The sequence below is a fragment of the Massilia sp. YIM B02769 genome (assembly GCF_030411995.1).
Taxonomy (GTDB): Bacteria; Pseudomonadota; Gammaproteobacteria; order Burkholderiales; family Burkholderiaceae_D; genus Telluria.
In genome coordinates this window covers 45,944-58,917 of record NZ_JASNRC010000007.1, presented here as the reverse complement: position 1 = coordinate 58,917, position 12,974 = coordinate 45,944, and the positions used below count along the sequence as shown (strand labels likewise).

9 protein-coding genes are annotated in these 12,974 nt (G+C 68.0%); 4 read left to right on the top strand and 5 right to left on the bottom strand.

From position 1 onward, the window contains the following. Nucleotides 1-15: 15 nt before the first annotated feature. Together QPK31_RS12565 and QPK31_RS12560 are read right to left on the bottom strand one after the other, a co-directional pair. The gene (locus QPK31_RS12565; protein WP_290423272.1) at nucleotides 16-663 is read right to left on the bottom strand and encodes a PolC-type DNA polymerase III; all 648 of its coding nucleotides are present in this window, start codon (nucleotides 661-663) and stop codon (nucleotides 16-18) included. 21 nt (nucleotides 664-684) lie between these two features. Beyond that, nucleotides 685-1,953, bottom strand: coding sequence for an Hsp70 family protein (locus tag QPK31_RS12560; RefSeq protein ID WP_290423271.1), 1,269 nt, complete (start codon nucleotides 1,951-1,953; stop codon nucleotides 685-687). 151 nt (nucleotides 1,954-2,104) lie between these two features. Between QPK31_RS12560 and QPK31_RS12555 the strand changes: the two genes are divergently transcribed. The 4 genes from QPK31_RS12555 to cphA (QPK31_RS12540) all read left to right on the top strand — a co-directional run bounded on the left by QPK31_RS12555 (nucleotide 2,105) and on the right by cphA (QPK31_RS12540) (nucleotide 7,092). After that, entirely contained in the window at nucleotides 2,105-2,554 is a 450-nt protein-coding gene (locus QPK31_RS12555; protein ID WP_290423270.1) for a DUF2244 domain-containing protein, read from the top strand. A 159-nt stretch (nucleotides 2,555-2,713) separates the two neighbouring features. Further along, nucleotides 2,714-3,622 (top strand): isoaspartyl peptidase/L-asparaginase, encoded by a 909-nt coding sequence (locus QPK31_RS12550; protein ID WP_290423269.1) that lies wholly within the window; start codon nucleotides 2,714-2,716, stop codon nucleotides 3,620-3,622. Further along, nucleotides 3,623-4,504, top strand: coding sequence for a cyanophycinase (locus QPK31_RS12545; protein ID WP_290423268.1), 882 nt, complete (start codon nucleotides 3,623-3,625; stop codon nucleotides 4,502-4,504). Next, nucleotides 4,501-7,092, top strand: coding sequence for a cyanophycin synthetase (cphA, locus tag QPK31_RS12540; protein ID WP_290423267.1), 2,592 nt, complete (start codon nucleotides 4,501-4,503; stop codon nucleotides 7,090-7,092). Before QPK31_RS12545 ends, cphA (QPK31_RS12540) begins: the two co-directional genes overlap by 4 nt. A 376-nt stretch (nucleotides 7,093-7,468) precedes the next feature. Here the strand turns inward: cphA (QPK31_RS12540) and cphA (QPK31_RS12535) are convergent, their stop codons facing one another. The 3 genes from cphA (QPK31_RS12535) to QPK31_RS12525 all read right to left on the bottom strand — a co-directional run bounded on the left by cphA (QPK31_RS12535) (nucleotide 7,469) and on the right by QPK31_RS12525 (nucleotide 12,972). After that, complete coding sequence (gene cphA, locus QPK31_RS12535) at nucleotides 7,469-10,102, bottom strand: cyanophycin synthetase (protein ID WP_290423266.1); 2,634 nt, start codon at nucleotides 10,100-10,102, stop codon at nucleotides 7,469-7,471. 117 nt (nucleotides 10,103-10,219) lie between these two features. Next, nucleotides 10,220-11,683 (bottom strand): iron-containing redox enzyme family protein, encoded by a 1,464-nt coding sequence (locus QPK31_RS12530; protein ID WP_290423265.1) that lies wholly within the window; start codon nucleotides 11,681-11,683, stop codon nucleotides 10,220-10,222. Between the two features lie 152 nt (nucleotides 11,684-11,835). Next, the gene (locus QPK31_RS12525; protein ID WP_290423264.1) at nucleotides 11,836-12,972 is read right to left on the bottom strand and encodes an ATP-dependent 6-phosphofructokinase; all 1,137 of its coding nucleotides are present in this window, start codon (nucleotides 12,970-12,972) and stop codon (nucleotides 11,836-11,838) included. Between the last annotated feature and the right edge of the window lie 2 nt (nucleotides 12,973-12,974).

The window sequence follows — 12,974 nt, the reverse complement described above, 5'->3', positions numbered from 1 at the left end:
CGTCAGGCGCGTGATTCAGGCGGCGCGCAAGGACTTCTTTTCGGCTGCGTACTTGTCGAGCCAGCCCGGCACCTTGGCAGCTGCCAAGCGGTTCAGCGAGACCAGCAAGTCCGGCGCCACCTGCTCCAGCCCGTAGGAGGAGCCGATGTGCCGGCCGATATGGATCAGCACTTCGGCGGCGACCTCGGCATCGGCCTCGGCCCGGTGGGCGCTGCCGCGGAATGCGATGCCGAGCTGGCGCGAGAGCTGGCCGAGCTTGTAGCTGGCCAGGCCCGGGAACACGCGGCGCGACAGCTTCAGCGAGCACACCAGGGCGGCGTGGCCGCAGTTGCGCCGCTGGCGTTCGGCCTCGGCCACCAGGAACTTCTCGTCGAAGCTGGCGTTGTGGGCCGACAGCGTATCGCCGCCGATGAAGTCGAGCAGCTCGGGCACCACGGTCGAGGCCGGCGGCGCCGAGTCGACCATCTCCTGGCTGATGCCGGTGAGTGCGGTAATGAAGGACGGGATGCGCACGCCGCAGTTGACCAGCGAGACGTAGCGTTCGGTGATGCGGCCGCCCTCGATGCGCAGGGCCGCGACTTCGGTGATGCGGTCGCCCATGGCAGGCGACAGGCCCGTGGTCTCGAAGTCGAGCATCACGATGGGGCGTTCGAAGTGGTACATGGACGGGTGCATAGCGAGACCTTAGCCGAATTTGCGCAGCGCGTCGAGGGCCAGCCCGGCGCCGATGCTGCCGAACAGATCGCCCTCGACCTTGCGCGCGCCCGGCACCAGGGCCCCGACGCGTTCGCGGAGCAGGCCGACGCCGCTCGAGCCGCCGGTGAAGAACACGGTATCGACCGCGTCCGGCTTGAGGCCGGCATCGGCCAGCAGGCGCAGCACGGTGACGTCGATCGCGTCGAGCAGGCCGCCGATGGCGTTCTCGAACTGCACGCGCTCCACCAGCAGGTTTTCCGGCGGCGCCAGGCGGTCGAGTTCCAGCGTGACCGCCGTCTGGCTTGATAAGCCGATCTTGGCGGCCTCGACCTGCATGGCCAGCCAGTGGCCGGCGCGCTCGTCGATCAGGTGCTGCAGGCGCTTCAGTTTCGCCGGTTCCTGGGCGTCGCGCACCAGGTCTTCCAGCTGGGCCACGCTCTTGCGCGTATACGCCTGGTTAATGGTGTGCCAGGTCGCCAGGTTGAAGTAATAGCTCGACGGGATGTCGGCGCCCGAGCGCAGCAGGCTGCCGTAGCCGAGCAGCGGCATCACCGTGGCCAGGCTCAGGTACTTGTCGAAGTCGGTGCCGCCGATGTGCACGCCGCCGGTGGCCAGGATGTCCTGGCGCCGCTCGGTCTGCTTCGCGCGCTCCGGCCCCAGGCGCACCAGCGAAAAGTCGGAGGTACCGCCGCCGATGTCGGCGATCAGGACCAGCTCCTCGCGGTCGATCTGGGACTCGTAGTCGAAGGCGGCGGCGATCGGTTCGTACTGGAAGGCGATCTCGCGGAAGCCCACGCTCTTCGCCACCTCGGCCAGGGTGTCCTCGGCCAACTGGTCGGCGGCGCGGTTGTCATCGATGAAGAACACCGGGCGGCCGAACACGGCGCGCTCGAAGGGGCGTCCGGCCTGGGCTTCGGCGCGGCGCTTGACCTCGCCGATGAACTGGGCCAGCAGCAGGCGGAACGGCAGCGCGCGGCCGGCCACTTCGGTCTGGCCGTCCATCAGGCTGGTGCCGAGCAGGCTTTTCAGCGAGCGCATCAGGCGGCCTTCGTAGCCTTGCAGGTAGTCGGCCAGGGCGGCGCGGCCGTAGCGCACCTCTTCGTCGTCGGCGTTGAAGAAGACCACCGACGGCAGGGTCGGCTTGCCGTCTTCGAGGGCCAGCAGCGTGCGCTGTGCGCCCGATGGCCCGGTTGTTGGTGCGATCCAGCCCACCGTGGAATTCGAGGTGCCGAAGTCGACGCCGCATGCGTTCGTCATGTCTGCCTTTCTTTGAAGGGGCGGTATTCTACCAGACGATGGGCCAAAGCGGGCACTGCCGGCGCCTGGCCGTTGCGGTGCGGCGACGCCCAGGCCCGCGCCACCCTCCTCCTCCTTCTGCCTATAATTGCAGCAATCCCGAGGAGACCCGATGAGCACCGTGGCGCACCGCTGGACACTCAAGCGCAATTGCTCGCTGACGCCGGGCCAGTCGGCGGGGGTGTATGCGCTGCTGTGCAGCGCCTCCTTCGCCATCGCCCTGGTCTTCCTGCTGCAGGGTGTCTGGATGGTGCTGGCCTTTACCCTGGTCGAGATGACGGCGGTGGGCGCGGCCCTCCTGTATTACGCGCGTCACGCCCTCGATGTCGAGACCATCGTCCTCACCGAGGCCTGCCTGCTGATCGAACGGGTCGATGCCGGGCGGCGCGAAGAGATCCGCCTCGATCCCTACTGGACCCGCATCCGCCCGCCTGCGCTACGCGAGCGCAAGCTGATCGAACTCGAGTCCCACGGCCGGCGCGTGTGTGTCGGCGCCTATGTCTCGGACGCGATCCGGTCCCAGGTGGCGCGCGAGCTGAAGCTCGCCATGCGCCGCGCCTGACCCGGCGGCGAGGTGTTGTCTTCGTTGTAAGTTTCTTCTTACATCGACACGGCTGCGCTACCGATAGGTTTTATCTATCCCATTTTGCATAATCCTCGACTAGATATGCCATCCGTCACGAGCGCGAGGGCAACACAAGAAAACAGAGGAAGACGCACCATGCAGAACAAACAGCCAGGCTTCGCCATCGTCACCCATGGCGGCGCCGGCGAATCCCTGGACCTGACCGACGGCGCCGAGCGCGCTGCCAAGGATGGCCACGCCCGTTTCCTGGCGACCGGCGACGCCCTCGAAGCAGCGATTGCCGCCGTCGTCGTCTTCGAGGAAGACGAACGCTTCAATGCCGGCACCGGCTCGGTGCTGTGCCTGGACGGCTCCACGGTCGAGATGGACGCCTCGATCATGGATACGCGCGGGCGCCTGGGCGCGGTCGCCGCCGTGCGCGACGTGCGCAACCCGGTGCTGCTGGCGCGCGCCATCTCCGACACGCCGCACGTGCTGCTGGCCGGCGAAGGCGCGGAACGCTTTGCGCGCGCCATCGGCCTGCCGAACGCCAAACCTATTTCTGAAGAACAGCGCGAGAAACACCGCCAGGTGTTGACCGAACTGGCCGGCTCGGTGCCGGTCATGCCCGGCCTCGGCAACCGCCTGTTCGACCGCTTCTGGAACTACAAGACACCGCTGCAACTGCCGCCCTCGAAAGCCTGCGACACCGTGGGCGCCGTGGTGCGCGCCCCCGACGGCCACTTCGCCGTGGCCGGCTCCACCGGCGGCTCGGCGCCCTCGCTGCTGGGCCGCGTGGGCGACACCGCGATTGTCGGCGCCGGCTTCTATGCCGGCACGCACGGCGCGGTCGCCGCCACCGGCATCGGCGAGCACATCGTGCGCCACATGCTGGCGCGCACCGTCTACGGCTGGATCGAATCCGGCATGCCGCTGCGGCAGGCGCTGCAGCGCGGCATCGACCTGTTCGACAAGGACGTCGACATCGGCCTGATCGCCGTGACCAGAACCGAGGCCGGCGCATGCAGCAACAAGGATATGCCAACTGCGAGGATCGAAGACTAAATGAAGACTGAACCGCATCAGACAGCACAGCACGGCCACCTGGTCATCATCGGCGGCCACGAAGACCGCGAGCACCGCAAGGAAATCCTGACCCGCTTCGTCGAACTTTCCGGCGGCGCCAACGCGCGCATCGTCGTGATCACGGCCGCCAGCCGGATCGCCGACAACATGTGGGAAATCTATGACCAGGCCTTCGCCGACCTCGGCGTGCAGCAGCGCGCCCACCTGGAACTGGCGTCGCGCCAGGACGCCAACGACGAGGAAAAGGTGCGCATGGTGGCCGAGGCCGACGGCATCTTCATGACCGGCGGCGACCAGAAGCGCCTGATGGCGATCATCGGCGGCACCGCACTGGACGCCGAGATGCACACTGCCCTGAAGGTGCGCGGCGCCTGCATCGGCGGCACCAGCGCCGGCGCCTCGGCGATGTCGGGCCACATGCTCACCCAGGGCAAGACCGACCTGCTGCCCGAAAAGGGCGCCGTGCACATGGGCGCCGGCCTCGGCTTCCTGCACAAGGTCGTCATCGACCAGCACTTTTCGGAGCGCCAGCGCCTGGCGCGCCTGCTGTCGGCGGTGGCCCAGAACCCGTATTTGATGGGCATCGGCATCGACGAGGACACGGCCCTGGTGGTCGAGCGCGGACGCGGCATCGAGGTGCTGGGCGAAGGCTCGGTCACCGTGGTCGACGGCCGCACCATGCTCACCAACATGGCCGACATCCGCGAGCGCGACACGCCGGAACTGATCGACGTGCGCCTGCACCTGCTGCCCGCCGGCAGCAGCTACACCCTGCCCGAAGACGGCGAGGAAGCCAAGCCGATGCCGCGCTCGCTGCGAGAATTTCTTGAAAATGTAACGAAACGGACCACGATCTCATGAGAATCATCGAAAAACGCTTCCTGCGCGGCCCCAACCTGTACAGCGCAACGCCGTGCCTGATGGCCGTCATCGACACCGCGGGCGTCGAAGCCGCCCCAGGGCTGGTGGCGCGCCTGGTCGCCCTGCTGCCGGGCCTGAGCCCCGAAGCCTCGGCGCGCCTGGCCGCATTGACCTGCGCCGCCGACGCCGTCGAACCGGTCGTCATGGAATTGCAGCGCCTGTCCGGCGCGCCGGCCGCCTTCAGCCAGACCCTGGATGTCGCCCGCAACGCGCACGCGCGCCGTGCCGTCTGCGGCTATCGCACCGAGCAGGTGGCGGGCGCCGCCCTGAACGTGGCGCTGGACCTGATCGCGGCCCTGCAGGCCGAACAGGCATTCGACCTCCCCGCTGCCGTGGCCGAACTGCACGAGATCGCCGAAGACTATGCCATCGGCACCAGCACCGGCGCGGTGGTCTCCGCTGCCGAACGGCGCGGCATCCCGAGCCTGCGCATCACCGACGAAGCGAATTTGTTCCAGCTGGGCTGGGGCAGCCGCCAGAAGCGCCTGCAGGCGACCATCACCGGCGCCACCAACTCCATCGCGGTCGGCATCGCCAGCGACAAGCAGCTGACCAAGATCCTGCTGGACCAGGCCGGCTGCCCGGTGCCGGCCGGCGCCACCGTGACCTCGCTAGCGGAAGCGCAGCGCGTCGCGCGCCGCCTCGACGGCCCGGCCACCATCAAGCCGCTCGACGCCAACCAGGGCAAGGGCGTGACCACGATCTGCAGCACGCCGGAGGAGGTCGAGCGCGCCTTCGAGCATGCGCGCAAGTACAGCCGCCACGTGATCGTCGAGGAATACCTGCAAGGCCGTGACTACCGCGTGCTCGTCACCGGTAACAAGATCGCCGCCGCCTCGTGGCGCCGTCCGCCCTGCGTGACGGGCGACGGCAAGTCCACCGTGCGCGAACTGGTCGAGCTCGAGAACCTGAACCCGGCGCGCGGCGAAGGCCACACCAACATCCTCACCAGGATCCCGATGGACGCCCTGGCCGAGGCCATCCTGGCAAAACAGGGCCATGGGTTCGATTCCGTGCTGCCGGCCGGCGTATCGGTCGATTTGCGCGGCAACGCCAATTTGTCGACCGGCGGCACCGCCGAGGACGTGACCGATTTGCTGCCGGAAGAAACGCGCGACATCTGCATCCGCGCCGCGCGCACCATCGGCCTGGACGTGGCCGGCATCGACGTGATCTGCCAGGACATCGCGCAGCCGCTGCGCGAACAGAAAGGCGGCATCATCGAAGTGAATGCCGCTCCCGGCATCCGCATGCACCAGTACCCGAGCCGCGGCACCCCGCGCGACGCCGGCGCCGCCATCGTCGAGGCCTTGTTCGGCCAGGACGACGGCCGCATCCCGACCGTGGCCGTCACCGGCACCAACGGCAAGACCACCACCTCGCTGCTGATCGCCCACACCGCACGCCTGACAGGTCAGCGCACCGGCGTCACCACCACCGAGGGCGTCTACATCGACGGCCAGCGCATCATGGAAGGAGACTGCACCGGCTACCGCTCGGCACGCGCCCTGCTCACTTCGCCGGAAGTCGATTTCGCGGTGCTGGAAACGGCGCGCGGCGGCATCCTGAAGCGCGGCCTGGCCTACGACAAGTGTGATGTCTCCGTGGTGCTGAACATCTCGAGCGACCACCTGGGCCTGGACGGCGTCGACACCGTCGAGGAGCTGGCGAAAGTGAAGGCCGTGGTGGCCCAGCGCGCCTCGCGCGCCGTGGTGCTGAATGCCGAGGACGATTACTGCGTCGCGATGGCGCAGGACCTGGCCGCCGACGTCGAGGTGCTGTACTTCGCGCTGGACGCGGACACTCCGGTGCTGCTGCGTCACCTGGAGGCGGGCGGACGCGGCGTGTACCTGGAAGACAATACGATGGTGCTGGCCACCGGCGCGCGCCACGAAGCGCTGGTCGACGTGCGCCAGATGCCGGTGTCGCTGAACGGCTGCGCGCGCTACAACATCGCGAATGCGCTGGCGGCCACCGCGGCCCTGGCGGCGAGCGGCTTCGGCAACGCCGAGATCGCGGACGGCATGCGCAGCTTCGTCTCCGACAGCAAGCACAATCCGCTGCGTTCGAATCTGTTCGACGTGGACGGCGTGACCGTGATCGTCGATTACGCGCACAACTGCGCGGCCTACGCGGCGCTGGCCGAGACCGCGCGCGCGATGACGCCGGGCCGGGTGGTGGGCGTGGTCGCCGCGCCGGGCGACCGCCGCGACGCCGACCTGGTCGACATCGGCCGCACCTGCGCCGCCGGCTTCGACGAACTGGTCGTGTACGAGACCGAGAACCGTGGCCGTGCCGCCGGCAGCGTCGCCGAACTGCTGGTGCAGGGCGCGCGCCTGGGCCGCATCGCCAGCGACGGCCTGCAGTGCGAACTGGACGTGCACAAGGCGATCCGCGCCGGCCTGGCAATGTGCCAGCCGGGCGACGTGCTGGTGTTCGGCTGCGGCTCGTCGATCTCGGAACTGACCGAGGCGCTGCGGCCGACCAGGCCGGAAATCGCGCAACGGATCGCGGCGGAAGCGGTGTGATCGTAAAACTTTGAGTGTGGTGGCGGCCCTGCGGGGCCGCTTTTTTTTGGCCGCGCGGGCGTGACGGAAGTGTTCGGGCGTGTTGTGGTGGGGACGAGTCCCCACCCTACGCGTGGCGCGCATGTCGGCTGTTGTTGGGTGGGGACTCGTCCCCACCAATGCGTAGGGTGGACACCTGTGTCCACGCTGTCTCATCGATCGTTCCTAGGCGATACTACCGAAGACCGTTGGATTGCTCGACTACCTCGTCCGCTCCCAATTGTAGGGCTGCTCACCGGGGCGACCGCGTGGACACACGTGCCTTTCGTGGCCCGGTCCACCCTACAAAAACAAAAGACTCCATTCCTGGAGCCTTTTTTATACGAAACCGGAGAGATTACGCAGTCTGCGCCGTGATCCGATCCGCACTCTCCGGATCATCCACCCGCAGCGCATCGATGAACACCTGCAACGACGAGCCGCAGGCAAACACCAGCACATCGCCCGCCGTGCACAGGCTCAGGCCGTAGCGGATCGCCTTGTCCACTTCGATCTCGCGGTGCAGGGTATCCGATGGCCCGACCACGTTCTCGGCGCCCTGGATGATCAAGTCCACCGCCCCGCCCACCGGACGGCCGCGGCTCTGCGACTCGTACACCACCAGCTCGTCGAAACCTTCTCCACACACCTCGCCGATCTGGATCAAATCGCTGTCGCGGCGGTCGCCCGGCGCGGTGACGATGCCGACCAGCTGCCCCGGCAGCAGCGCGCGCGCCATCTCGGCCAGCGCCGCATAGGCCGCAGCGTTGTGCGCATAATCGACGATCACGGTCACGCCGCGCACGTCGAACACGTTGGTGCGCAGCGGATTGGTCTTGCTGTCCGAAACGAAGGTCGACAGGCCGGCCGCGATCTGCGTGTTCGAGAAGCCCGAGGCCATCAGCGCCGCTGCGGCCGACAGCGCATTCGCGATGTTGTAGCGCGCACGGCCGCCGTAGCTCGAGGGCATGCTCTCGACGCGCATCAGTTCCTGCTGGCGGCTGCCGTCGGCGATCACGATCGCGTTGTCCTGGAAATAGGTGCCGCGCCCGCCGTCCTCGATGTGCTTGAGCAGGATCGGATTCTCCGGCTCCATCGAGAAGAACACGACCTCGGCGCCCGGTTTCGCGCGGCGCACCATCGACACGCACAGCGCATCCTCGGCGTTCAGCACCACCGCGCGCGAAGCCGACGAGGCCACCACCGCCTTCACCTGCGCCAGGTCCTCGATGGTCTCGACGCCGTCCAGGCCAAGGTGGTCCGGCGAGACGTTCAGCACCACGCCGACGTCGCACTGATCAAACGCCAGGCCGCGCTTCAGGATGCCGCCGCGCGCCGTTTCCAGCACGGCGAAGTCGACGTCCGGCGCCGACAGCACGGTGCGTGCCGACCAGTAGCCGGTGCAGTCGCCCTTCACCAGGCGCTTGCCGTTGACGAACACGCCCTCGGTGGTGGTCACGCCGGTGCCGAGTCCCGCCACGCGCGCGGCGTGGGCGATCATCAGCGTGGTCGTGGTCTTGCCGTTGGTGCCGGTCACGGCGACCACGGGAATGCGCCCGTTCGATGGTCCCATCAGGCCGTCGACGATGGCTTCGCCGGCGTCGCGCGGCTCGCCCTTGCTCGGGTGCTGGTGCATGCGGATGCCCGGCGCGGCATTGACTTCGATGACGGCGCCGCCCTGCTCGTCGAGCAGCACCGAGATGTCCTGGCACACGATGTCGATGCCGGCCACGTCGAGGCCGATCTTGTTGGCGGCGCGTACGCACAAGGCGCGCGTGGATTCCGGCAGCGTATCGGTCACGTCCTCGGCGGTGCCGCCGGTGGAGAGATTCGCGTTGCTGCGCAGTTCGACGCAGACGCCGGCCGCCGGCACCGCGTCCGGCACGTAGCCCTGGCGGCGCAGCATGTCTTCGGCGTGGGCGTCGAGCGCGAGCCGGGTCAGCACGTTGCTGTGGCCGCTGCCGCGCGCCGGGTTCTGGTTCTCGATCTCGACCAGCTCGATGATGGTGCTGACGCCGTCGCCGATCACGTGGGCCGGGCGGCGGAACGAGGCGGCGGCGATCCGTCCGCCGGCCACCAGCACGCGGTAGTCGCGGCCTTCCACGAAACGTTCGACGATGATCTTGCGGCCGTACTGGCGCGCGAATTCGAAGGCCTTGGCCACCTCTTCCGGCGTGGCGCAGTTGGTGGTCACACCCTTGCCCTGGTTGCCGTCGAGCGGCTTGATGGCGACCGGTTTGCCGACGCGGCGCGCGACGCGCTGGGCTTCCTCGACCGTGGTGACGGTGGCGCCTTCCGGCACCGGCACGCCGGCTTCCTGCAGCAGGGCTTTCGTCAGCTGCTTGTCGCTGGCGATCTTCACGGCGACATAGCTGGTGTCGCCGGTGGTGGTGGCCTGCAGGCGCTTCTGCTTCGAGCCCCAGCCGAGCTGGAACAGATTGGCGTCCTCGGTGATGCGCGAGGTCGGGATGCCGCGCTCGTGGGCCGCGGCCAGCACCGCCGCAGTGCTGGTGCCGATCGCGTAGCGCGAACCGATCGAACGCAGTTCCTTCAGGCGGGCGTCGATATCGAACTCCTCACCAAGCGCCAGCGCGGTAACCAGGTCGACCGCCAGCTGGAACGATGGCTCGGCCAGCTTCTCGATGGCGTACTGGACGACGATGCGGAACTGGCCGGGACGGCCGGCGCTCGGGCGGGTGCGGCCATATACGACGGTCGGGCCGGCCATCGATTGCAGGGTCAGCGTGACGTGTTCGACCACGCGCGCCAGGTAGGTGCCGGCGCGCAGGCGCTGGGCGAAGCCGCCGGGCTGGCCGGTCGGCAGCAGCTGGCCGTGCAGCGAGGGCAGCATGGCGAGCAGCGCCTCGTTGAAGCCGGGGATGTCTTTCGAGGAAACGCCGTACAGGTCTTCCAGGTCGATGACGCTCAGCAGGCAGGGGGTATCGGCGTGGAGGTTGGGGCCACGCAGGAAACGTTGTTCGAGGATGTGCACGAGGATGTCCCTATCGTTCTTTGTCTAATTGATTTGGGTGTTACGGGTACGGCGCTGATACGGAGACAGCCGGTGCACTCCCAGTGGGCGCACCGGCTGCCGGAAACGTCGCAAGCTTCAAATGTCGAGCAGCTTGGTGTACATGCGCGTGGCCATCAGGCCGGCCGCGCTGTGGTGGTGGGCCGGCGACATCAGCTCGCCCAGCAAGGCCATCGCTTCGACCTTGCCGGCAGCGTCGGCCACCTGCTGTTCGAGCAGGGCCAGTTCGTTGTCGGTCTCGAGGTCGCGGCCGGCGCGGCGGCGGATCAGGCCGCGCTCGGGGTAGCTGCTGCTGCGGTCCTGGTGCTGGCTCAGGTTGTCCATGGTGCGCTGGCGCGCGCGGTGGGTCAGCATGCGCGGCTCTTTCGCGCCTTCGCGGCCATCCGGCGCGGTCAGGATCCAGTCCTTCAGCACCTGCTGCTCGTAGGCGCTGAACACGCCGAACATCTCGGCACGCTCGCCGTGGATCAGGCGCCAGAAGCGGCTGTTTTCCACGTCTTCGCCACGCTTGATCCAGCCGGCGCTTTCCAGGGCGCCCAGGAAGCCGGGCACCTGCTCGGGCACCGCCAGCCAGTCGTTCACCGAACGGCCGGCCACGCGGCAGTAGTCGGAGTGCATGTTCTTGCCGGTGACGGCTTTCTGCACCAGGATGTCGATCAGTTCGTCCTGCAGATCGAAGTCGGCGATCACGGAATTCGTGCTGGCGCCGAGTTCGTTCAGGCGGTAGCCGTCGAGCACGCGGCGATAGAACTCGGCGCGGTCGCCGACGCGCGGCATCAAATCGACCAGGGCCTGCACGGCTTTCTGGGCATGGCCGGTGGCGGCGTTGTCGACCGTCACGTGCAGCGTGAAGTAATACGGATCGATGCCGAATTCGTTCAGTTCGTAGGACGTGATCAGCAGGTGCAGCGGCAGCTGCTCGTAACCGAGGTTGTAGCCGATGACTTCGGGCAGGAAGCGGTCGCCGCTATGGCCCAGGGCCAGCTGGATCGCGCCTTGCAGGAAGTGGTTGTCGCTCAGGTGCTCCCAGCCGTCGCAGCCGTGGGTGGCCAGCAGCTTGCGGTAGATGGTGACGTGGTTCTTGTCCGGCACGCCTTCGCCCAGCTCTTCGAGATAGGTCTTGATGAGCGGGTGGAAGTCCGGGTTGTTCCAGTGACGCAGCATGCCATACAGCCAGGCGCCGTCGACCAGCTTGGTCGGCGCGGCGGCCTTCAGGAAGTTCAGGGCATGGGCACGGTTGCCGAAATAACGGCGCGGGGCGCCGGCCTTGCGCGCATTCAGGTAGTCGCGGTATTCGAGGCCGACGGCGTCGGTGCGGGCCTGGATCCATTCGGGCAGCTGGGCCAGCGTGGGCGGCAGGTCGGCCGGAATGGCTTGCACGGCGGCGATCTGCGTGCGCAGGAAGTCTTCGGCGGCGCGGGCATTGCCCAGCGGGTCGGCCTGGAGGGCGAAATACAGGTCCTTCGCGGGCGTGGCCACCGGGTGGGTGGCGGTGCTGGCGCGGGCGACTTCAGGAACATCGGTAACGTACGAAGGCGTCATGGATTGCAGGTCCGATTCTTGTTGATTGATTACCAGAATTATCCCGGTTGGGCTATTCAGGGTGAATCGGCATGCGTGCTTCCACAGTGTAAGACAGGGATTACAAAAGTATAAAAGTATTAACGTGAAGTATCTTTATGCTTGTTTTTCGGTCAATCACCGAAGGAAATGCCCAATTCGCGGGCAGTGGCGACCGTATCGCCGCTCACCTGCACGGTCTTGGTGCGTCCGGCCACCTGGGCCAGCGGCACCAGATCGATCGCCTGCCAGCCGAGCGCGACCATGACGCCGCCCTTCCCATCGGCCAGCGCGCGCACGGCGGCCGCGCCGAAGCGCGAGGCGCAGACGCGGTCGAACGCCGAAGGACTGCCGCCGCGCAGCAGGTGGCCGAGCACGACCGTGCGGCATTCCTTGCCGCTCAGGCGCGCCAGCTCGGCCTCCACCTGGGCGCCGATGCCACCCAGGCGTTCGGCGCGTCCGACTTCGGCCCGGGCCTGCACGCTGCGCACGCCAGCCAGCGCCTGGGCGCCCTCGGCCACCACGACCACCGAATGGCGGTGGCCGCTCCGTTCGCGCCGTGCGATGGCCTGGGCCACGCTGGCCAGGTCGTAGGGAAGCTCCGGGATCAGGATCGCGTGGGCGCCGCCGGCGATGCCCGCATGCAGGGCGATCCAGCCGGCATAGCGGCCCATCACCTCGACCACCATCACGCGGTGCTGGCTGTGCGCCGTCGTGTGCAGGCGGTCGATGCATTCGGTGGCGAAGCCGACCGCGGTGTCGAAGCCGAAGGTGGAAAAGGTGTGGGCCAGGTCGTTGTCGATGGTCTTCGGCACGCCGACCACGCGCAATCCGCGCCGGTGCAGGGCGTCGGCAATCCCCATCGAGCCGTCGCCGCCGATCACGACCAGGGCGTCAAACCCGCGTTCGCGGCACAGGCGCACGACATCGCCGGTGCGGTCCTGTTCCGCCAGGCTGCCGTCGGGCTGGCGGGTCGGATAGCGCAAGGGGCTGCCGCGGTTGGTGCTGCCGAGGATGGTGCCGCCGAGGTGGCCGATCGCGTGCACGTCTTCGCTTGTCAGGCGCCGGACCGGCTCGCCGGCGCAGGTATCGGGCGCCAGCAGGCCGTTGAAGCCGTCGCGGATGCCGTGGCATTCCCAGCCGCGCCCGAGGGCGGCCAGCACCACCGAGCGGATGACCGCGTTCAGGCCGGGCGCGTCGCCGCCGCCGGTGAGCACGCCGATGCGGGCGATGCCTGCTTGCGCTTTGTTTGTCGAACCATCCGTCGTCACGG